This is a genomic window from Nocardioides exalbidus (genome assembly GCF_900105585.1).
Lineage (GTDB): Bacteria > Actinomycetota > Actinomycetes > Propionibacteriales > Nocardioidaceae > Nocardioides > Nocardioides exalbidus.
In genome coordinates, this window is the sequence record NZ_FNRT01000002.1 from 420,999 (window position 1) to 440,770 (window position 19,772).

19 protein-coding genes are annotated in these 19,772 nt (G+C 72.3%); 4 read left to right on the forward strand and 15 right to left on the reverse strand.

Translation table 11 applies throughout. From position 1 onward, the window contains the following. The first annotated feature begins 65 nt into the window (after positions 1–65). Positions 66–1,412: an ABC1 kinase family protein gene (locus BLV76_RS02425; protein ID WP_090967701.1), complete on the forward strand. Its 1,347-nt coding sequence runs from the start codon at positions 66–68 to the stop codon at positions 1,410–1,412. A 7-nt stretch (positions 1,413–1,419) separates the two neighbouring features. Here BLV76_RS02425 and BLV76_RS02430 read toward each other — a convergent pair whose 3' ends face one another. Then, positions 1,420–2,577 carry an MFS transporter gene (locus tag BLV76_RS02430; protein ID WP_217630241.1) on the reverse strand — a complete coding sequence of 386 codons (1,158 nt, stop codon included), beginning with the start codon at positions 2,575–2,577 and terminating at the stop codon, positions 1,420–1,422. Positions 2,578–2,625: 48 nt separating this feature from the next. On the opposite strand from BLV76_RS02430, the gene BLV76_RS02435 reads away from it, so the two are divergent. Next, complete coding sequence (locus tag BLV76_RS02435; protein ID WP_090972230.1) at positions 2,626–3,042, forward strand: nuclear transport factor 2 family protein; 417 nt, start codon at positions 2,626–2,628, stop codon at positions 3,040–3,042. Here the strand turns inward: BLV76_RS02435 and BLV76_RS02440 are convergent. The 6 genes from BLV76_RS02440 to BLV76_RS23260 all read right to left on the reverse strand — a co-directional run bounded on the left by BLV76_RS02440 (position 3,039) and on the right by BLV76_RS23260 (position 9,413). Then, positions 3,039–5,036, reverse strand: a complete 1,998-nt coding sequence (locus BLV76_RS02440) for a vWA domain-containing protein (protein WP_090967702.1) — start codon at positions 5,034–5,036, stop codon at positions 3,039–3,041. The two genes, BLV76_RS02435 and BLV76_RS02440, sit on opposite strands and share 4 nt — an antisense overlap. Next, positions 5,033–5,545: a GNAT family N-acetyltransferase gene (locus tag BLV76_RS02445; RefSeq protein WP_090967703.1), complete on the reverse strand. Its 513-nt coding sequence runs from the start codon at positions 5,543–5,545 to the stop codon at positions 5,033–5,035. Before BLV76_RS02445 ends, BLV76_RS02440 begins: the two co-directional genes overlap by 4 nt. After that, positions 5,538–6,950 (reverse strand): magnesium chelatase ATPase subunit I, encoded by a 1,413-nt coding sequence (locus BLV76_RS02450; RefSeq protein WP_090967704.1) that lies wholly within the window; start codon positions 6,948–6,950, stop codon positions 5,538–5,540. The genes BLV76_RS02445 and BLV76_RS02450 overlap by 8 nt, the downstream gene beginning before the upstream one ends. Before the next feature lie 130 nt (positions 6,951–7,080). After that, the gene (locus BLV76_RS02455; protein WP_090967705.1) at positions 7,081–7,617 is read right to left on the reverse strand and encodes a mycothiol transferase; all 537 of its coding nucleotides are present in this window, start codon (positions 7,615–7,617) and stop codon (positions 7,081–7,083) included. Between the two features lie 101 nt (positions 7,618–7,718). Next, on the reverse strand, positions 7,719–8,393 hold the full coding sequence (locus BLV76_RS02460; RefSeq protein WP_281246146.1) for a hypothetical protein: 675 nt from the start codon (positions 8,391–8,393) through the stop codon (positions 7,719–7,721). 63 nt (positions 8,394–8,456) lie between these two features. After that, a complete protein-coding gene (locus BLV76_RS23260) occupies positions 8,457–9,413 on the reverse strand; it encodes a hypothetical protein (RefSeq protein WP_090967706.1) in 957 nt (318 codons plus the stop codon). Positions 9,414–9,457: 44 nt separating this feature from the next. Here BLV76_RS23260 and BLV76_RS02470 point away from each other — a divergent pair, with 44 nt between their 5' ends. Continuing rightward, positions 9,458–9,805 carry a YchJ family protein gene (locus tag BLV76_RS02470; protein WP_217630428.1) on the forward strand — a complete coding sequence of 116 codons (348 nt, stop codon included), beginning with the start codon at positions 9,458–9,460 and terminating at the stop codon, positions 9,803–9,805. 6 nt (positions 9,806–9,811) lie between these two features. Here the strand turns inward: BLV76_RS02470 and BLV76_RS02475 are convergent, their stop codons facing one another. From BLV76_RS02475 to BLV76_RS02500, 6 genes are all read right to left on the reverse strand, one after another. Beyond that, on the reverse strand, positions 9,812–10,273 hold the full coding sequence (locus tag BLV76_RS02475; RefSeq protein ID WP_090967708.1) for a DUF6174 domain-containing protein: 462 nt from the start codon (positions 10,271–10,273) through the stop codon (positions 9,812–9,814). An 80-nt stretch (positions 10,274–10,353) separates the two neighbouring features. Continuing rightward, a complete protein-coding gene (locus tag BLV76_RS02480) occupies positions 10,354–10,983 on the reverse strand; it encodes a YigZ family protein (protein ID WP_090967709.1) in 630 nt (209 codons plus the stop codon). Then, complete coding sequence (locus BLV76_RS02485) at positions 10,980–12,077, reverse strand: YihY/virulence factor BrkB family protein (protein WP_245734511.1); 1,098 nt, start codon at positions 12,075–12,077, stop codon at positions 10,980–10,982. Before BLV76_RS02485 ends, BLV76_RS02480 begins: the two co-directional genes overlap by 4 nt. A 36-nt stretch (positions 12,078–12,113) precedes the next feature. Further along, a complete protein-coding gene (locus BLV76_RS02490) occupies positions 12,114–12,893 on the reverse strand; it encodes a TSUP family transporter (protein WP_090967711.1) in 780 nt (259 codons plus the stop codon). Between the two features lies 1 nt (position 12,894). Beyond that, positions 12,895–13,329 carry a hypothetical protein gene (locus BLV76_RS02495; RefSeq protein ID WP_139306445.1) on the reverse strand — a complete coding sequence of 145 codons (435 nt, stop codon included), beginning with the start codon at positions 13,327–13,329 and terminating at the stop codon, positions 12,895–12,897. Positions 13,330–13,340: 11 nt separating this feature from the next. Beyond that, positions 13,341–14,735, reverse strand: a complete 1,395-nt coding sequence (locus BLV76_RS02500; RefSeq protein WP_090967713.1) for a cystathionine beta-synthase — start codon at positions 14,733–14,735, stop codon at positions 13,341–13,343. Between the two features lie 40 nt (positions 14,736–14,775). Between BLV76_RS02500 and BLV76_RS02505 the strand changes: the two genes are divergently transcribed. Then, a complete protein-coding gene (locus tag BLV76_RS02505) occupies positions 14,776–15,858 on the forward strand; it encodes an SGNH/GDSL hydrolase family protein (protein WP_090967714.1) in 1,083 nt (360 codons plus the stop codon). A gap of 196 nt (positions 15,859–16,054) precedes the next feature. Here the strand turns inward: BLV76_RS02505 and BLV76_RS02510 are convergent, their stop codons facing one another. Both BLV76_RS02510 and BLV76_RS02515 read right to left on the reverse strand, forming a co-directional pair. Then, a complete protein-coding gene (locus BLV76_RS02510; RefSeq protein ID WP_090967715.1) occupies positions 16,055–16,900 on the reverse strand; it encodes a Bax inhibitor-1/YccA family protein in 846 nt (281 codons plus the stop codon). Between the two features lie 231 nt (positions 16,901–17,131). Next, a complete protein-coding gene (locus BLV76_RS02515; RefSeq protein ID WP_090967716.1) occupies positions 17,132–19,723 on the reverse strand; it encodes a lamin tail domain-containing protein in 2,592 nt (863 codons plus the stop codon). Between the last annotated feature and the right edge of the window lie 49 nt (positions 19,724–19,772).

Below are 19,772 nucleotides of genomic sequence, written 5' to 3' on the forward strand. Positions count from 1 at the left end.
GGCATCTGCACGGGCTGTTCGGCGGCCGCCGACGACCGGATTGCCCCGCGGTGGATGATGGGTGCATGACCGAGCTGCCCCGCAAGGCCGCCGCGCGCACCGCGCGGCTCGCGGCGCTGCCCCTGGGCTACGCCGGTCGTCAGGCCCTCGGGCTCGGCAAGCGCCTGGGCGGCAGGTCCGCGGAGTCCGTGGCGAACGAGCTCCAGCAGCGCACGGCCGAGCAGCTCTTCCGCACGCTGGGCGAGCTCAAGGGCGGTGCGATGAAGTTCGGCCAGGCGCTCAGCGTGCTCGAGTCGGCGCTGCCCGAGGACCTCGCCGCGCCCTACCGCGAGCACCTCACCGCCCTCCAGGACTCCGCTCCCCCGATGCCCACCTCGACCGTCCGCGAGCAGCTGGCGACCCACCTCGGTGCCGACTGGAAGGACCGCCTCGTCTGGCTCGACGGTGCGCCGACGGCCGCCGCATCGATCGGCCAGGTCCACCGGGGCCGCTGGGACGACGGCTCCGGCGCCGGCGAGCGCGACGTCGCGGTCAAGGTGCAGTACCCCGGTGCCGGCGAGGCCCTCATGTCCGACCTGCGCCAGATCTCGCGCCTCGCCCGCGGGGTGGCCCCCGTCTTCCCCGGCCTCGACATCAAGCCGCTGGTCGCCGAGCTGCAGGCCCGGGCCGCCGACGAGCTCGACTACAGCCTCGAGGCGGAGGCGCAGGCGGCCTACGCCGAGGCCTTCGCCGACCACCCGCAGATCTGCGTGCCCGACGTCGTCGCCGTCGGCGAGCAGGTGCTCGTGACGGAGTGGATGGACTCGCCCTACTCGCTGGCCCACCTCATCCGCGAGGGCACCCGGGAGGAGCGCGACCACTACGGCGAGATCTTCGTGCGGTTCCTCTTCGAGGGACCCCGGCGCACCGGGATGCTCCACGCCGACCCGCACCCCGGCAACTTCCGCGTCCTGCCGGCACCCGACGGCGGCCTGGGCCGGCTCGGCGTCCTCGACTTCGGCGCCGTGGCCCGGCTCGAGGGCGGCGGGATGCCGCCCGCCACCGGCCGCCTGATGCGCATCGCGCTGGACAACGACGACCAGTCGCTCGTCGCCGGACTGCGCGCCGAGGGGTTCATCAAGGACCGCATCGAGGTCGACCCCCAGCAGGTCATGACCTACCTCGCCCCCTTCGTCGAGCCCGCCGCCCAGGAGCGCTTCACCTTCACCCGCGAGTGGATGCGCGAGCAGTTCGAGCGCGTCAACGACCCCCGCTCGGAGGCCTTCACCCTCGCCATGAAGCTCAACCTGCCGACGTCCTACCTGCTGATCCACCGCACGTGGATCGGCGCCATCGGCCTGCTCAGCCAGCTCGACGCCACCGCGCCCTTCCGGGAGATCCTCGAGGAGTCGCTGCCCGGCTTCGCCGACTGACGCTGCCCTACCGCGACGCGGCTCGTCGCGACAGCAGCACGAACGCCGACGCGGCGAGGGCGACCACGGCCATGACCGGCCAGAGCAGGCCGGGCGCGGCGGCGTAGATCGCCGTCCCCACAGGGGCGGCGAGGAGGGTGCCGGAGGTGGCGGCGCCGGTGTAGAGGCCCTGGTACTGGCCGACGAGGTGGTCGGGCGCCTGGTCGAGCACGTGGGCCGTGGCGGTGGTCTTGTAGAGGATCTCCCCCGCAGTCAGCACGACCATCGCGAGCAGCACCGACACGACCGTGACCGGCAGCGCGAACATCGCCGTCCCGACACCGACGAGCGCGTAGCCGAGCGCGATGACGCCGTGTGCTGCGCGCCCCTGCAGCCACTGCGTGACCGGGATCTCCAGGAGCAGGATCAGCCCGGAGCCGACCGCGATCACCGTCGCGTAGAGCCACACCGGCTGCCCGGAGTCGCGCAGGTGGAGCGGGAGCGTCGAGTAGAGCTGGCGGTAGACGAGGTCGACCAGCACCACGCCGACCATCAGGACCATCAGGGCCCTGTCCGCCCGCACCGCCCGGAGGAAGCCGCCGCGCGGCGCGTCGTGGTCGGCGACGTCGGGCGCGTCCTTCGGCAGCACCCGGCTCAGCGCCAGTCTCACGACGATCACGGCGAGGCCGTCGACGACGAACATCGCGTCGTAGCTCCACGTCACCAGCAGCGCCCCGAGCGGTGGCCCGAGCACGAACCCGGCGTTGGAGGCCGCGCGGCCGACCGCGACGGACGTACGACGCCGGCCGCGGGGCACCGCGAGCGCGGACAGCGCCCCCGAGGACACCCCGCCGGTCGCGGCGAGGTAGTTCTGGACGGGCAGGAGCACCCATAGCACCCACAGGGGCACGAACGGGACGGCCACGAGCATCAGGCCGCCGGCGGAGCTCGCGGTCAGCAGCACGCGGCGGTGGCCGAACCGGTCGCCCCAGCGGCCACCGGTGAAGTAGCCGGCCAGCATGCCGACGCCGACCGATCCGGCGAGCAGGCCGGCGGTCGTGGTCGAGAGGTCGCGCGGGCCGGTGAGGTAGAGCGTGAGGAAGAGCATCGTGAACGACGACGCCGACGACACGAACCGTGCCACCGCGAGCGCCCACACGACGGGGGGCAGGTCGCGCAGGTCCACCGCGCCAGCCTGTCAGACGGCGAAGCCGTGGGTGGCACGATGGCGACCATGCCCGCCTCCCAGGATGCTGCAGACGCCCTCGCCCGTTGGCACGCCGTCGTCGCGAGCCGCGACCCCGCCGGCCTCCCTGCGCTGGTCGCCGAGGACGCGGTCTTCCGCAGCCCCGCGGTCCACACGTCGCAGGAGGGCCGCGACACGGTCGTCGGCTACCTCACCGCCGCCTTCACCGTCCTCGGCCCGCACCTGACCTACGAGCGCGAGTGGCTCGGCGACGACTCGGCGGTGCTCCAGTTCCGGTCGGAGGTCGGCGGCCTCGACGTGTCCGGCGTCGACATGATCACGTGGGACGCCGACGGCCGGATCGTCGACTTCACCGTGATGGTCCGCCCGAAGAAGGCCCTCGACGCCGTGATCCAGCACATGGGCGCCGAGCTCGTGCGGATGCTCGAGGCCGCCGGCTCCTAGACCCAGAAGCCGCGCCCACCGCCGTACCAGTCACCGAACTGCTCGCGGTACGACGACGCCGGGCCGCGCGAGCCGAGGTAGGACCCGACGACCGCGGCACCGAGGTCGTCGAGCTCGGGGCTGACCATCCGGCCGTCGACCCGACGGGCCATCGAGTCGATGAAGCGCGCCAGCCCCGGGTCCTCCCCGAGCCGGAAGAAGGTCACCTGCGCGCCGAGGCGCGCGGAGGCGTCGAGCTCCTTCACCGACTGCGCGATCGTCAGCGGGTGCGGCGGGTAGGAGAACCAGACCTCGCCGTCCTGCTCGAGGTGGGCCGTCGGCTCGCCGTCGGTGACGATCAGCAGCACCGGCTGGGCGTTGGGGTGCTTGCGGAAGAAGCGGTTCGCGAGCAGCAGCCCGTGGTGGAGGTTGGTCCCCTTGTCCCACTTCGCGTCGAGCGCGGTGAGCTCCTCGATCTCCATCACCTGCGCGTGCCGGCCGAAGGCGATCAGCTGGAGGTCGTCGCCGCGGAAGCGCGAGCGGATGAGCTGGTGCAGGGCGAGCGCGGTCCGCTTCATCGGCACCCAGCGCCCGTCCATCGCCATCGAGAACGACGTGTCCACCAGCAGTGCGACGGCCGCCTGGGTGCGGGCCTCGGTCTCGGTGACCTCGATGTCGTCGACCTGGATCCGCACGGGGGTGGCGCCGCCCTGCCGCAGCACCGCGTTGGTGATCGTGCGGGGCACGTCCCAGGGCTCGGTGGTGCCGAACTCCCAGCGCCGGGTGGCGCCGGAGGGTTCACCGGCGAGGCCCGTCGTCCGCGTCTCGCGGGCGCCGCTGCGACCGCTCATCCGGTCGGCGACGTCGCTCAGCAGTGCCTTGCCGAGCTGGCGCATCGCCTTGGGCGAGAGCCGGAGCTCGCCGTCCGAGCCGCGCTTGAGGTAGCCGCTGTCGCGCAGCGCGCGCTCGAGCTCCTGCAGCGTCTTCGCCGACACCGCGGCATCCGCACCGAGCTGGTCGGCCAGCGCGTCGAGGTCGACGTCGTCCATCCGGGCGCCGTGGTGCGACTGGGCGAGCTGGTCGGCGAGCGCGTCGAGCTGGGCGAGGTCCTGCAGGGCACCGGTGCCGTCACCGAGCCCCATCCCCTGTTCGCCCTCGAAGCTCTCCGAGCCCGACCAGTCCTCACCGGGCCGCAGCGCCTGGAGGTTCGCGTCCATCCGGGCGAGCTGCTCCATCAGCTGCGGCGAGCCGAACGCCTGCTGCGAGAGCTCCATCAGCTCCTGGCGCTGCTCTGGCGTCATCGAGTTCATCATCCGCTGGGCCGCCGCGGCACGCTGGGCGAGCTGGTCGAGCAGCTCGTCCATGTCCTGCGGTGAGTCGGGGAAGAAGTCGCCGTGCTTGTCCATGAAGTCGGCGAACTCCTCGTCGCTGACCCCTCCGGACGCGTGCTTCTCGAGCAGGTCGTTGAGGTCGGAGAGCATCTCCGAGACGGCCTGCCGGTCCTCCTCGGTCGCCCCCTCGAGCGCCTGCTTCATCCCGGCGAAGCGCTGGTCGAGCAGCTCGCGGCCGAGCAGGTCCTTGATCTGCTCGTAGGCCTCGCGGGCCTCGGAGGACCTCCAGTCGTAGGACGCCAGCTCGCTCACCGCGGCCGGCGTCGAGGTCGGCAGGTTGTCGAGCACCATCTCGCGGAAGTCGCGGTCGGCGTCGTCCATCGTGATGTCGCGGGCGAGCTGCCCGCGCTCGGCCAGGACGGCCTGGTCGAGGAGCTCCTTGACCTCCTGCATGGTGCCGTCGAGGTTGTTGCGCTGGAGAATCTCGCGACGCTTCTCCGCGACGCGCCGGGCGAGCTCGTCGAGCCCGGCCTGGTCGGACCCGCCACGGCGCAGGAACTCCCGCATCGCGCGCTCCGGCGAGTAACCCGCCATCACGTCCTGGCCGATCGCGTCGAGCGCCTCCGCGAGGTCCACCGGCGGGGCGAGCGGGTCGCCACCGTCGTACTTCCGGAAGCGGCTCATCGGGCCAGCACCTTCTTCATCCACACGTCGTCGGGCCACTCGTCGTCGGCGACGCGCTCGACCTCCTCGAAGCCGTGGGCGCGGTAGAAGGCGAAGGCCGCGTCGTTGCCGTCGACGACCTCGAGCCACAGCTCGTCACCCTCGACGAGCGACTCGATCTCGGCGAGCAGCCGGCCGCCGATCCCGCGACCCTGGTGGTCGGGGTGGACGTAGAGCTTCCACATCACCTCGCGGTCGTCCGTGACGTGCGGGAAGGCCCGGTAGGACCGCGAGAGCCGGCCCAGGTTGGCCAGCGCGACAACCTCGCCGTCGGCCTCGGCGACGAGGTGGGTGTTGGTCTGCATCGACCGGGTGAACACCTCGGGCGTCCACCACTCGTCGATCATCCGCTGGGCGTACGCCGCGTCGATCGGGCCGTAGGTCGGCGGCACCACGGCGCGACCGAGCGCGACGAAGCCCGGGATGTCGTGCCCGGTGGCGGGTCGCAGGGTGACGACGGAGTCACCCATAGACGGTCTCCCCTGCGTCGGTGTCCTTGCCGATCTTGCGGGCGAGGTAGAGGCCCTCCAGCGCGAGCTCGAGGGCGGCGGCGCGCTCGCCGTCGTTGGTCGCGCCGAGCCGGTCGCACACCTCGTCGTAGAGGTCGGACTCGCCCAGCACCGGCAGTCCGGCGAGGAAGTCGCGGGCGCCGACACGGGCGCCGGTGCTCACCATCGCGCCCTCCTCGATCGCCTCGACGAGCAGCCGCAGGTCGATGCCGGCCAGGTGCGCCCGCACCGCCTCCGCGACCGCGGTGCGCAGGAGGTGGGTGAGGATCTCGGTCTCACGGCCCTCCTCGCCGGTCTCGAACTCGATCTTCCCGCCGAGCACGTCGACCGCGGTCTCGAGGTCGACGACGCGGGCCACGGCCTGCTCCTCGCCCTGCGTGGTCGCGCGGTGCAGCGCGGCGGCCGCGATGGTCTCCGCGCCGGCGATGGCGAAGCGGGCGCTGACGCCCGAGCGCTGGTCGACGGACTGCGAGTCGCGCAGGTGGCGGGTGAAGCGGGCGAGCACCTCGAGGAGGTACGCCGGCACCTCGGCGACGAGGTCGGCCTCCTGCTCGATGACGGCGATCTCCTCCTCCACCTCGCGCGGGTAGTGGGTGCGGATCTCGGCCCCGAAGCGGTCCTTGAGCGGGGTGATGATCCGGCCGCGGTTGGTGTAGTCCTCCGGGTTGGCGCTGGCCACGACGAGGACGTCGAGCGGGAGCCGGAGGATGTAGCCGCGGATCTGGATGTCGCGCTCCTCCATCACGTTGAGCATCGCGACCTGGATGCGCTCGGCGAGGTCGGGCAGCTCGTTGATCGCGACGATGCCGCGGTGGCTGCGCGGGATCAGCCCGAAGTGGATGGTCTCGGGGTCGCCGAGGTGGCGGCCCTCGGCCACCTTCATCGGGTCGACGTCGCCGATCAGGTCGGCGACCGACGTGTCCGGCGTCGCCAGCTTCTCGGCGTACCTCTCGTCGCGGTGCTTCCACGAGATGCGGAGGTCGTCGCCGTAGGTGGCGGCCGCCTGCTGTGACGTGACGGTGATGGGTTCGTAGGGGTGCTCGCCGAGCTCGGAGCCCGAGATCACCGGCGTCCACTCGTCGAGCAGGCCCACCAGCGAGCGCAGCAGCCGGGTCTTGCCCTGGCCGCGCTCGCCGAGCAGCACGATGTCGTGGCCCGCGAGGAGGGCGCGCTCGACCTGCGGGATGACGGTCTCGGAGAAGCCGTGGAGGCCCGGCCACGGGTCGTCGCCGGCGGCCAGGCGGGTCAGGAGGTTGTCGCGGAGCTCCTGGCGGAGCGTCCTGAGCTGGTGGCCGCTCTCACGGAGCTGGCCGACGGTGCTGGCGTCGGGGTGCTGGCTGCGCTGGTCGTTCTGCTGCTGGGTCACGTCTTCCACGCTAGACCTGCCCGTCAACGTGGAGTGCGCTCGAAGTCCGCGCCCCGGGAGCGACAGTGGAGCGCACGGCCGTTAGGTCGGGCCGCTGGCTCCACTGTCGTACGCCCGAGACGTACCCGGCCTAGACGTCGGTCGCGCCGTCGATGGACTGGCGGATCAGGTCGGCGTGGCCGGCGTGGCGGGCGTACTCCTCGACCATGTGCACCAGCACCCAGCGGACGGTGGCGGTCCCGCCCTTGGCCGGGTCGCGCGGGCGGGCGACCGGGCGCCCGAGGTCGGGGTCGGCTGCCAGGGCCGCGTCGAGGCACGCGTCGGAGTGGGCGATCGCGGCCACCAGCAGCGCGTCGAGCTCGTCGAAGTCGGCTCCGGCAGCGCTGTGCCAGTCCCAGTCGGCGTCGTCGTCCCAGGGCGCGGTGTCCCACGGCGGGGACGGCTCGTGGGCGCCGAGGTTGTAGGAGAACCAGTAGTCCTCCACGTAGGCGAGGTGCTTGAGCATCCCGCCCAGGGTCAGGTCGCTCGGCGGGAGCGTCTGGTCGAGCTGGGCGGCGGTGAGCCCGCTCGCCTGCAGCCGGATCGTGGCACGGAAGTGGTCGAGGTAGGAGCGCAGCATCCCGACCTCGGTGTCGCTGTAGGACGGGGACGGGCGCTCGATCGTCATGCCCGCACCGTAGTGCGCGAGCCGACGGACCGAACACCGCAATACGACGGACCGCCCCGCTCGCGAGGAGCGGGGCGGTCGTCGTCGGGTCCGCTGGTCGGTCAGAGGGTCGGGCCCTCGCCGCGCAGCTTGTCGACCTCGGCCATCGCGCCACGCAGCTGGCCCAGCCACTCCTCGGCGTGCTCGCCGACGAGGCGGACCGACCACGCGAGGGCGTCGGACCGGGACCGGGCGACGCCGGCGTCGACGAGGGTGTCGAGCACCTGTCGCTCGGGCTGGCGGAGCCGGGTCATCACCGGCGCGGCGACGTGGGTGAAGAGTGCCTCGGTCTCGCCGAGCCGCACCCCCCACGACACCTTGCGCTGGTAGCGAGACTGCGCCTCGAGCGCGATCTCGATGCGCTCGGCCTTGGTCTCGGAGCGGAACCGGCCGATGCGGCCCTCCGCCTCGGCGCCGTCGGCGGTGTCGTCGGCCAGGGTGCCGAGTACCGTGATCTCCTCACGGTCGGCGGTCACCTCGATCTCGCTGAACCAGCCCTCGGGCAACCGCCCGCGGAACCAGTCGGCGGCGTCGTCGGCCGGCGGCAGGTCGGCGACCTGCCACCCACCACGGCGACCGCGGCCCTCGCCGCGCTCGCCCCGTCCCCCACCGCGTCCTTCACCGCGGCCTTCACCGCGTCCTTCACTCCGGGGGCCGCGGCGCTCGCCGCGCTCTCCCCGCTCGCCGCGTCGTCCGCGGCCCTCGCCGCGGCTGTCGTCGTCGTTGTCTCGGGTCATCATGAGCATTCTCCTTCTTGCGTTGCTTACATGATTACACTGCAACACAAGACCCGCCACTGCTTATGCCCCGAGCAGCTCCTCGCGCTCCTCGGCCAGCCGGCGGGAGGCCTCGAGACAGGTCGTACGTCGTCCACCTAGCGTCTCGAGCGTCTGCGTGACGCCGGCCCGGGCCCGCTCGACCCGGCCGCTCGCCTCCCGGATCCGGTCCCGCACGGCCCAGTCGCTGAAGATGTTGTCGAACCAGACGTCGAAGAAGCTGGTGAGCTGGTTGACCTCGATGCCGCCGACCGACGACATGCCGACGTCGGCGAGCTCGGTGGCCAGGTGGCCCAGGGCGCCGTCGGCCTGGCGCATCAGGACGGCCGCCCGGTCGAGGTTGTCGTACTTGGCCATGTCGCTGAAGAAGCCGCCGCCGAAGAACGTGTCGTACGTCGACCAGCTGCCCGCGCTGCCCAGGTGGCGCGCGGCCCGGTCGAGGCACTCCGCGGCGACCCGGGCGGCCTCGACCGCCTCGTCGACCTGCACGGCCTCGGCGGCCCGCTCGCCCAGCGCGGTCGCCACCTCCTCCAGCCGCGCCGCCGTCGCACGGCTCGACGGGTCGGCGGCGACCTCCGCCTCGCGCTGCGCGAGCAGCTCCACCCGGCGGGCGGTCAGGTCACCGAACGACGCCAGCCGCGCCGCGATGCCGTCCACCTCGACCTCGGCCGCTCGTCGCCGTTCCTCCGCCTCGGCGGCGGTCCAGCGCGCGGCCTCCGCCTCGGCCCGTTCGCGATCGAGGTCCTGGTCGCGCCGGCCCCGCAGCGTGGCGAGGATGCGGGTCATCGAGACCTGCTCCAGCCGCGCCACGTCGTCGAGCTCCGAGTCGAGCCGCATCGTGGCCGTGCCCGCCCGGTCGTCCGCGGCCGACAGCCGCGTCCGGGCGACGTCGAGCCGGGCCTCGAGTCCGTCCTTCTCCGCCTGCTGTCGCGCCAGCTCGGCCAGGGCGTCGAGCGCCGGTGTTCCCCCGTTGGTCGTCATGCCCGGAGGCTAGACCGCGGCCTCCGGCTACCCTCGGCGACGTGCTGACACCGAGCTGCCCGTGCGGGTCCGGGAGGCCGTACGACGCCTGCTGCGGGCCGCTGCTGGCCAACGCCGTGCAGGCGGCGACGCCCGAGCAGCTCATGCGCTCGCGCTACACCGCCCACGTCCGCGGCGACGCCGGCCACCTCTTCCGGACCTGGCACCCGCGGACCCGGCCGGACGACCTCCGTCCCGACCCGGGCACCCGGTGGACCGGGCTGCGGATCGTCGCGGCCGAGGACGACACCGTCGAGTTCGTGGCGTCGTGGGAGGGCGGCTCGATGCACGAGGTCAGCCGCTTCGAGCGGCGTGCCGGCCGCTGGGTCTACGTCGACGGCGACGTCGACTGACGGACCTCACTCAGCCAGGACCCTGAAGTCGTAGATCGAGGTCCCGCTGCCGCAGTCGGCATCGGTGCAGGTGTCCTCGAAGCGGACCGGGATCCCCCAGTGGGCGTCGTACGCGACCCAGGTGTGGCCGAAGAGCCGGGCCCGCTCCTGGTCGGCCGTGTCCAGCAGGGTGTCGATCGTGCTCGCCTGCTCGACGGTGGGTGGCGCGCCGCACCCGCGGTCACCGCCTGCGCGTTCGACGGCGACTGGCTCTCCGTCCAGGACCGTGATGCGCCACGGGCACGCGATGCACATCCCGCTGCAGCTGGAGATCACGAACGAGTACTTCGTGGGCTCCCGCTCGGCCCACCGCGCCCTGGCCTGGTCGAGCTCACGCCGGGAGGTCACGCCCGGCGAGGACGACCACCACACGACCGCACCCGCGACCAGGGTCACCAGCACGAGCACGGCGACGATGTTGCGCAACACCCGGAGATCACCGCGCGCCATGGCATCCATGGGTCTGGGACGGGCCCTGCGCCGTGCTCGTTCCCGCGAGGGCGTCCCGATCAGCCGGGGGCGTCGATCCAGCGTTCTCCGACGGGGGCCGGCGCGGCCGCGCCCCCGGTCGCGGCGGCGACGAGGTCGGTGACCCGCTCCACCTCCGACGCAGGAGCGGCGAGCAACAACCGGACGCGGGCGTCGTACGCCACCTCGAGGACGGTCACGCCACGCGAGCGCAACTCACCCTCGACCCGGCCGGCGTCCGCGTGGTCGAGGTCGAGCGCCAGCTCGGTGAGCAGCGACCGCCGGAGGGTCCCGGCCTCGGCGAGGGCGGCGCGGACGGCGTCGCCGTAGGCGCGCACCAGTCCCCCGGCCCCGAGCAGCGTCCCACCGAACCACCGCGTCACGACGGCCGCGACGTCGCTGACACCCGCGCCCCGGAGGACCTCGAGCATCGGCGCACCGGCCGTGCCGGCGGGCTCGCCGTCGTCGGACGAGCGCTGCACCTCGCCGCGCGGTCCGATCACGAAGGCCGAGCAGTGGTGCCGCGCGCCGGGGTGCTCACGCCGCAGCACGGCGACCAGCGCCCGCGCCTCGTCCTCGTCGCCCACCCGGCGGATCGTGCAGACGAAGCGGGACCCGCGGTCCTCGACCTCGGCGGTCGCGGCTCGCGCCACGGTGTCGTACGACGTCACGCGGTCCGGTCGTCGGCCTTGGACCGCGCGGGCTCGGGCGCGGACTCGGCCTCGGACCGCGCGGGCTCGGGCGCAGGCTCGTCGGCCGGCGGGTCCTCGTGCTCGGCCGCCTTGATCTCGACCGGGCTCGGGTCCCACGTCACGGAGACCTTCTCGAAGCCCTTGTGCCGCTGCATGCCGGCGTAGAGGGCGTAGGCGCGGCGGTCGGCGTCGGTGGGCGCGATGTTGTCGGTGAACGGCGTCAGCAGCGCGCGGGGCCAGAGCCGGCGAGCCGCGACCACGTTGATCTCCATCGCGAGGACAGCCATGACGGCGCCGATCCAGAGGAAGCCGATCAGACCGAGGACGAGGCCGAAGGTCTTGGTCATCGACGACGTGTCGACCAGGACGTTGTCGACGTAGGCCGCGCCACCGATCTGCAGCACCTGCCACATGATCGCGAGCGAGTAGCCGCCGGGCGCCGCGCGCCAGAAGGAGTGCTGGCCGGTCGCGGCGAAGCGGAAGAGCAGGGTGAGGAAGGTCCCGACGACGGCGACCGTGATGAGCGGCAGGAAGGTCTTGAAGCCGTCGGCGACGAAGGACCCGAACACGTCGGTGCTGCTGGCGAGCGTCGACACGACCGTGACGGTGAGCAGCGAGAAGCCGGCCGTGACGAGCAGGACCAGCGTCTTGACCCGGGCGTAGACCGGGTTGGGCCGGCTGTTGCGCGGGACCGACCAGGCGACGTGCTGGGTGTTCTGCAGTGCCTGCCCGAGGCCCATCGCGCCGTAGAGCGCGGCGAGGGCACCGAAGACGACACCCCGGATGGAGCCCTGGAGCCCCTCGGGGCGGCCGAGCTCGTCGCCGATGATCGGGAACTGCGAGAGCGCGGAGTTGAGGATCTGCTCCTGCCACTGGGGCTCCCCGCGCAGGAAGAGGCCCAGGATCGAGGTGCCGAGCAGCATCAACGGGAAGATCGAGACGAAGGCGTAGTAGGTCAGCGCCGAGGCGAGGTAGGGCCCCTGGTCGTCGAAGTACTTGTAGATCACCGCGATCGGGAAGCCGAGCACGGAATGACGGCGCTGGAACCTGTCGACCCCGCTCACTGCTCCCACGAGAGGGAGGCTACCGGTCGCGGCAGCCTGTGCCTGTCACCACCAGCCGAGGAGGCCGCCTCCGAGTCGCACGACGAAACCGGACACGACGACGAGGAAGAACGCCCGGACGAACCTCGCCCCCCGCGCCATCGCGAGTCGCGCGCCGAGGTAGCCACCGGTGATGTTGGCCGCTGCCATCACCAGCGCGAGTGGCCAGATCACCGCGCCCTGGGGGATGAAGACGATGAGCGCGGCGAGGTTCGTCGCCCAGTTGGCGAGCTTGGCCTTGGCCGAGGCCTCGAGGAAGTTGTAGCCGAGCAGGCCCACGAGCGCGAAGACGAGGAACGACCCGGTGCCCGGCCCGATCGAGCCGTCGTAGAAGCCGATCGTCAGGCCGGTGAGCACGACGGCGGTGAGGTGCTGCCCGCCCTGGAACCGCAGCCGGGTCAGCTCGCCGACGCTCGGCCTGAACCAGACGTAGCCGCCGACGAGGACCAGCACGACCAGGATGATCGGGTCGAAGGCGCTGCGCGGCATCAGCGAGGCCACCAGCGCACCGCCGGCCGACCCGAGGCCGGCGGCGAGCATCAGCGGCAGGAAGGTCCGCGGGTCGGGGCGGATGCGCCGGACGTACGTCGCCGCGCTGATGCTGGTGCCGCAGAACGAGGCGAGCTTGTTGGTCGCCGCGATCTGGACGACCGAGGCGCCGGGCAGGCCGATGAGGAGGGCGGGCAGCTGGACCAGTCCCCCGCCACCGACGACGGCGTCGACGAACCCCGCGACGAGCGCGGCGAGGACCAGGAAGCCGACGACCTCGAGGGACAGGTCGCCCACGTCAGCTGGAGCTGGAGCCGTCGTCGCGGACGAACTCCTGCACCACCACGGCGTCGTAGTCGTCGGGCATCGTGGCGCTGAGGCCGGGGCACTCGAACTGCTGCGACTGGTCCTTGACCATCGTTGCCGCGGAGCAGCTGATCGTCGCGACCGGGTCGCTGTCGGCGGAGAAGACCATCTCGAAGATGGCCGCGCGGTCCTCGTCGAGGGTGTTGGTGATCGTGCCCTTCACGTTGGGCGTGGTGACGGTGTCGCCGTTGACGGACCGCTCGACGCCCTCGAGCGTCCAGCCGTCGTCGACGGTGAAGCCGTTCCACGAGAAGGCCTTGCCGACCTCGACCTCGACCGGGTCGGAGCTGGTGTCGACGTCGTCGCCGCTGCACGCGCTCAGCCCGAGGCAGGCGAGGACGACCAGGGCCGTGGCGAACCTCTTCACGGTGCCGCCACTCACGAGGCGGCCACGAAGGTCAGCAGGTCCTGGCGGGTGAGCACGCCGATGGGCTTGCCGTCCTCGTGCACCAGCACGGCGTCGGAGTTCTCGAGCAGCGACACGGCGTCGGAGGCCGCCTCGGTGGAGCCGATGGTCGGCATGGCCGGGGACATGTGGTCCTCGACCGGGTCGTTGAGCTTGGCCGTGCCGGCGAAGAGTGCGTCGAGGAGCGTCGAGACCGACACCGACCCCGCGACCTCGGCGGCCACGATCGGCGGCTCGGCGCGGACGACGGGCATCTGGCTGACGCCGTACTCCTGGAAGATGTGCACGGCCTCGGCGATGGTCTCGCTGGGGTGCGTGTGGACCAGGTCGGGCAGCTGGCCGGACTTGCCGCGCAGCACCTCGCCGACCGTGCGGTGGTCCTCCTGGTCGCCGGTGGCGAAGCCGTACTGGGCGAGCCACTCGTCGTTGAAGATCTTGGTGAGGTAGCCGCGACCGGAGTCCGGCAGCAGCACCACGACGACGGCGTCGGTGCGGCCCTCGGCGGCGAGCTCCTGCGCGACCTGCCGGGCGGCCCACGCGGCCATCCCGCAGGACCCGCCGACGAGCAGCGCCTCCTCACGGGCCAGGCGGCGGGTGAAGGCGAACGAGTCCGCGTCGGAGACCTCGATGACGCGGTCGGCGACGGTGCGGTCGTAGGTGTCGGGCCAGAAGTCCTCGCCGACGCCCTCGACGAGGTAGGGCCGGCCGGTGCCGCCGGAGTAGACCGAGCCCGCCGGGTCCGCGCCGATCACCTGGACGTCGGGGTTCTGCTCCTTGAGGTAGCGCCCGACGCCGCTGATCGTGCCGCCGGTGCCCATGCCGCACACGAAGTGGGTGATCCGGCCCTCGGTCTGCGCCCAGATCTCCGGTCCCGTGGTCTCGTAGTGCGAGCGCGGGTTGTGCGGGTTGGCGTACTGGTTGGGCTTCCACGCACCGGGCTGCGAGGCGAGCCGGTCCGAGACGTTGTAGTAGGAGTCCGGGTGCTCGGGCGCGACGGCGGTCGGGCAGACCACGACCTCGGCGCCGTAGGCCTTGAGCACGTTGCGCTTGTCGACGCTGACCTTGTCGGGGCACACGAAGATGCACTTGTAGCCCTTCTGCTGGGCCACCATCGCCAGCCCGACACCGGTGTTGCCGGAGGTCGGCTCGACGATCGTGCCGCCGGGCTGGAGCTCGCCCGAGGCCTCGGCGGCCTCGATCATGCGTGTGGCGATGCGGTCCTTCACCGACCCGCCGGGGTTCAGGTACTCCACCTTCGCCAGGACCAGCGGAGCGTCCGCGGCGGCGTCAGGCAGGTCGAGGGTCCGGCCGAGCCGGACGAGCGGGGTGTTGCCGATCAGGTCGAGGACCGAGTTCACGTACTGCACCCGGTCAATGTACCGACCCGGTGCTCCGTAACATGAAGTCGTGGGGGCAACGGGAGCAGCACGCAAGCTGGCATCGGCCGCCGCCCTGGGCGGGGGCGGGGTCTCCGTGCTCGGCGCCGGGCTCTACGGCCTGCTGGTCGCCGAGGCGAAGTTCGCCCGCAAGGCGATCGGCAACGCCGACGACGTCCCGCCCGACGCGACCGGCTGGTACGGCCGCGGCCGGCCCGCGCCGGCCATCCGGATCGCGCTGCTCGGCGACTCCAGCGCCGCCGGCTACGGCGTCGAGCGGGTCGAGGAGACCCCCGGCGCCCAGCTCGCGACGGGCCTCGCCCATCAGGCCGACCGGCGCGTCCACCTGCGCTCCTTCGCCGTCGTCGGCGCCCAGTCGAGCGCGCTGGCCGAGCAGGTGGACCACGCGCTGACCACCCACCCCGACCTCGCCGTCGTCCTCATCGGCGCCAACGACGTCACGCACTCCGTGCTCCCGTCGGCGTCCGTGCGCCACCTCGCCGAGGGCGTGCGCCGCCTGCGCGAGGAGGGCGTCGTCGTGGTCGTCGGCACGTGCCCCGACCTCGGCACGATCCGCCCGATCCCGCCTCCGCTGAAGCAGGTGGCGCGCGAGTGGTCGCGGCGGCTGGCGGCCGCGCAGACGATCACCGTCGTGGAGAACGGCGGCCGCTCGGTCTCGCTCGGCGACATCCTCGGCCCCGAGTTCGACGCGGCCCCCGCGGTGCTCTTCGGGCCCGACCGCTTCCACCCCTCGGCCGACGGCTACCAGCAGCTCGCCTCGGTCCTCGTGCCGTCGTGCCTCGCCGCGCTCGACCTGCTGCCCGACGACGAGGCGCTGCCCGAGCCGCTGCGACGCGAGGGGATCCTGCCCGTCGCGGCCGCCGCCGTACGCGCCGCGCGCACGCCCGGCACCGAGGTCGACGGCACCGAGGTCGGCGGCAACCAGCGTGGCCTCCGCGGCCGCTGGGTCGAGCTCCGCCACCGCCGCCGCCGTCCCTCCACCGACGCCGAGTCGCCGGGCGAGCACGAGGACCACGAGGACCACGGGCCGGAGACCGAGTCAGGGACCGAGCCGGAGACCGGGTCAGGAACCCCCGCGCCGAGCGGTGAGTGACCCACATTCCTCCAGCTCCGAATGTGGGTGGGTCACCGCCACGAGCACCGGACAGGCGTCGTACGCCGTGGGCGGTGCGTGAGCGACATCCGGCGCGCGCGAAAGGTGGCTCACGCACCGCTCCGGCAGCCGGCAGAAATGACGCCGGCCCGCCCGAGAGCGACTCGGGCGGGCCGGCGGAGCTGTGCGGGGACGGTCAGTCGCCACGCAGGATCGCGAGGATCCGGAGCAGGTTGGTGTAGATCCAGACCAGGCTGACGGTCAGGCCGAAGGCGGCCCGCCACGACTCGCGCTCCGGGAGCCCGGCGGCGACGCCCTGCTCCACGTAGTCGAAGTCGAGGATCAGCATGAAGACACCGAGCACGAGGCCGGCGAGCGCGAAGATGAAGCCGATGCCGCCGTTGCCGTAGACGCCGGTGTTGATGCCGAAGAAGCTCAGCACGAGCGACAGCAGACCCAGGCCCACCATGCCGAACATGCCGGCCACGACACCGCGGCGGAACTTGTCGCCCACCTTGATGTCGAGCACCTTGTATGCGGTCAGCGTGCCGGCGAACGCAGCGAACGTGCCGAGCACGGCGCTGGTGACGATGCCGGGGTACGACGCCTCGAACAGCTTGCTCACGGCGCCGAGCGCGACACCCTCGAGGACGGCGAAGGCCATCACCAGGGCGGGGCTGATGACCCGCTTGAAGGAGTTGACCAGCGAGAGCAGGAACGCGCCACCGGCACCGACCGTGGCCAGCAGGCCGACGCGGCCCAGGTTCGCGCTCTCGGTGAGGTCACCGATCCACCACCAGGTGGCGAAGGCGGCGACGAACACGAGGGCGATCGAGATGGCGGTCTTCTGCACCACCGAGTCGACCGTCATGCGGCCCTGGTCGACCTGGCCGGGCGTGCCGGTGCCCCAGGTGGACGGGTCGGACTCGCCGTAGCCGGGGTAAGCGGCTCCACCGGCGGGGTAGGTCTGGTTTCCGTAGGCGCTCGACGAGGCGCGGTTGAACTCCTCGGAACGGGCGAAAACGGGGTTGTTGCTCTTCATGGTCTCTCCTTGGAGGCCACCTCCGGACAATCCGGAGAGTGCGACGCCGTCGCGGTGACGACGCCTGTTTCGTCACTCCACTCTAGCCGGGGTGACACCTGATCAAACGTGCCCGGGCGGGTCGCTGTTCCCGACAAAGCAACTTCTCAGGATGCCTGCTACCAAAGGTGGAGACGCAGGACGCCGCCGCACCGACCGCGGTAGCAGTCGGGGCGGCGGCGGCCCGTGGCGTCAGGCGGAGATGATCGCCTTGACGGTGGTCGTCGACCGCTTCGTGTCCTCGTCCCCGAGGTACTTCAGCCAGACGGTCTTGGTGCCGGCCCGCTTGAAGCGCGGCAACCTGATGACGGCCTTCCCGTCCTGCAGCCGCACCCGGGACGAGCCCGCCGTGCCCTTCACCTTCACCTTGACCAGGCCCGTCGCGGGACGGTCTCCGGACCGGATCCGGAGGGTGACCCTGACGCGCTCGCCGACGCGGCCGCGCACCTTCTCCTTCGACACGCTCGCCGCGGCCGGCTGCTTGACCGTCGGGACCGGGGTCGGCGCCGGAGTCGGGGTCGGGACCGGAGTGGGCGTCGGCGTGGGCGTCGGGGTGGGCGTCGGGTTCGGCGTCGGCGTGGTCGGCGGCACCTGGCACGGAACGGTGCCCGACCGCAGCGAGTGGCTGCCGGTGTCCCCGTCGTCGCTCCACACGACCTCCTTGGCCCCGGCGACGCAGGACGTCTGCGGGGCGAAGGCGATGCCCTCGTTGTTGAGGTTGGGCATCGTGGTCGGGCGGTCGTAGGCGTGGGCCACGCCGAACACCCCACCGGTCATGTCCATGGCCACGGACACACCGTCACAGCTGTCGTCGCAGAGGACGCGGAGCACCGTGGCCTCCGGGTCCCAGGCGACGTCCATCGCCGACGGGGTGCCGGCCTTGGTCATCAGCTCGGGGTCGATCGTGGCGACGAGGTGGGCGGCCTCCTGCACGGCGGCGGTCTGCTCGAGCGCGACGACGTACACCAGGCCGGTGCCCTCGACCGCGACGGCGTACAGGCCACTGCCGTGGTTCGGGTAGTCGGCCGGCGAGTAGACCTTCCCCCTGCCCTGGTCGAGGAAGCCGCCGGCGGTGAGCGCGCTGTCCGGGATCCAGGTGATCCCCTCGAGGCCGAGGTTGGCGCCGAGGGTCGGGAGCAGGCCGTTGAGGTCCCACTCGTCGGTCGCGCGAAGCGGATCAGCACTGGTCGACGTGCCCGGCACGTAGCGCAGCACGGTGTTCAAGCTGGCTCCGCTGACGTCGTTGTTCCGCTCGGCCGCGAGGTAGACCGCACCGTCCGGGCCGATCGTGATGCCCTCGGTGTCAGGTGCGCCGGTGCCGTCGTTGTAGCGCGGGTTCCGGCCGCCGGACCAGCCGGTCGCGGGCTCCCACGTGGCGCCGTTCTTCGTCATCTTCCAGAGCGTGCCGGCCTTGTTCTGCGCGACCCACAGGGTCCTGCCGGTCGGGTCGGCCGGGTCGAAGACCACGCCGCTCGCGTCCTGGACGAACGTCTCGACGAGGTCGGAGGTCACGACCTGCTGCGAGCCGAACCACGGCTCCGTCTCGAGGCCGGGGCAGTCGTTGACCGCACCCTTGGTGGCGGAGGCGCTGGTGGTGAAGGCGCCCACGCCGTCGGCGCAGCGGGCGTACGTCGGCACACCGTGCGCGGTCCAGGTCCAGGAGTCGATCAGCTTCGCGGTCGGGTCGAACAGCCGCACGGAGTCGGCCGAGCCGAGGCCGGGGAGGGTGCCCTCGACCACCAGGCGGCCGTGGGCCGGGACCGAGCCGGAGAGGGTGGCCGGGTTGGTGTCCGTGCTGTCCTTGACGACCCACCCGGTGACGTCGACGGCCGCGCCGGACAGGTTGACCAGCTCGACCCAGTCGGTCGGGCTGGAGCTGACCTCGTTGACCCGGATCGGGCTGCACGCGTTGGCCGCGCCGCGGGTCGGGACGGTGGTGACCTGCCAGGCACCGGTGCCGTCGGGGCAGCGGCCGTACGTCGTGGCGGCGTGCCCGCCGGACCAGCTGTACTCGTCGACCTTGGACGTGCCGTCCGCCTGGTAGAGCGTGACGGTGTCGTCGACGCCCAGCCCGAAGCCCGGCGGCGGGGTCTCGGTGTAGATCGCGACGTACGCACCCGGCTGGATGACCGTGTTGGCCGGGATCGTGACGAACGGGTTGGTGGCGCCGGCGTCCTTGAGCTTCCACCCCGACACGTCGGCGGGCGTGGTGCCGATGTTGGTGAGCTCCACCCAGTCGGCGACGGTGTCGCCGTTGGACTCGACCTCGTTCAGCTTCACCGTGGTCGGGTCGGTCGTCGCCGGCGGGCAGGAGTTGGGCGTTCCCTTGGTCGGTGCCGCCGTGGTGGTGAAGGCACCGTTCGGTCCGGGGCACCGGCCGTACGTCGTGGTGGCGTGGGACGTCCAGGAGTAGGAGTCGACCAGCGTCGTGCCGTCGGCCGCGAAGACCCGCGCGGAGTCCGCCGTGCCGAGGCCGAAGCTGCCGGACACCGCGGTGTCGTCGGTGTTGATCGCGAGGTAGCCGCCGGCCGGGATCGTCGTGGAGGCCGGGACGGTGATCGCGTGGGTGTCGTCGTTGTCCTTGACGATCCAGCCGGAGACGTCGGCCACGGTGGTGCCGGTGTTGACCAGCTCGACCCAGTCGAAGGTGTCGCCGCTGGACTCGACCTCGTTGACCCTCACGTCGGTGACGGCGTCGGCCTGGGCGGGTGCGGCGAGGGCGCCGACCCCCAGGGTGGTGGCGGTGAGGGCACACGCCAGGGACAGTCGCAGCAATCGGTGCATGAGGACGCTTCCACTCAAGGGACGGGGGACGGCTGACCAGCCGAGCGGA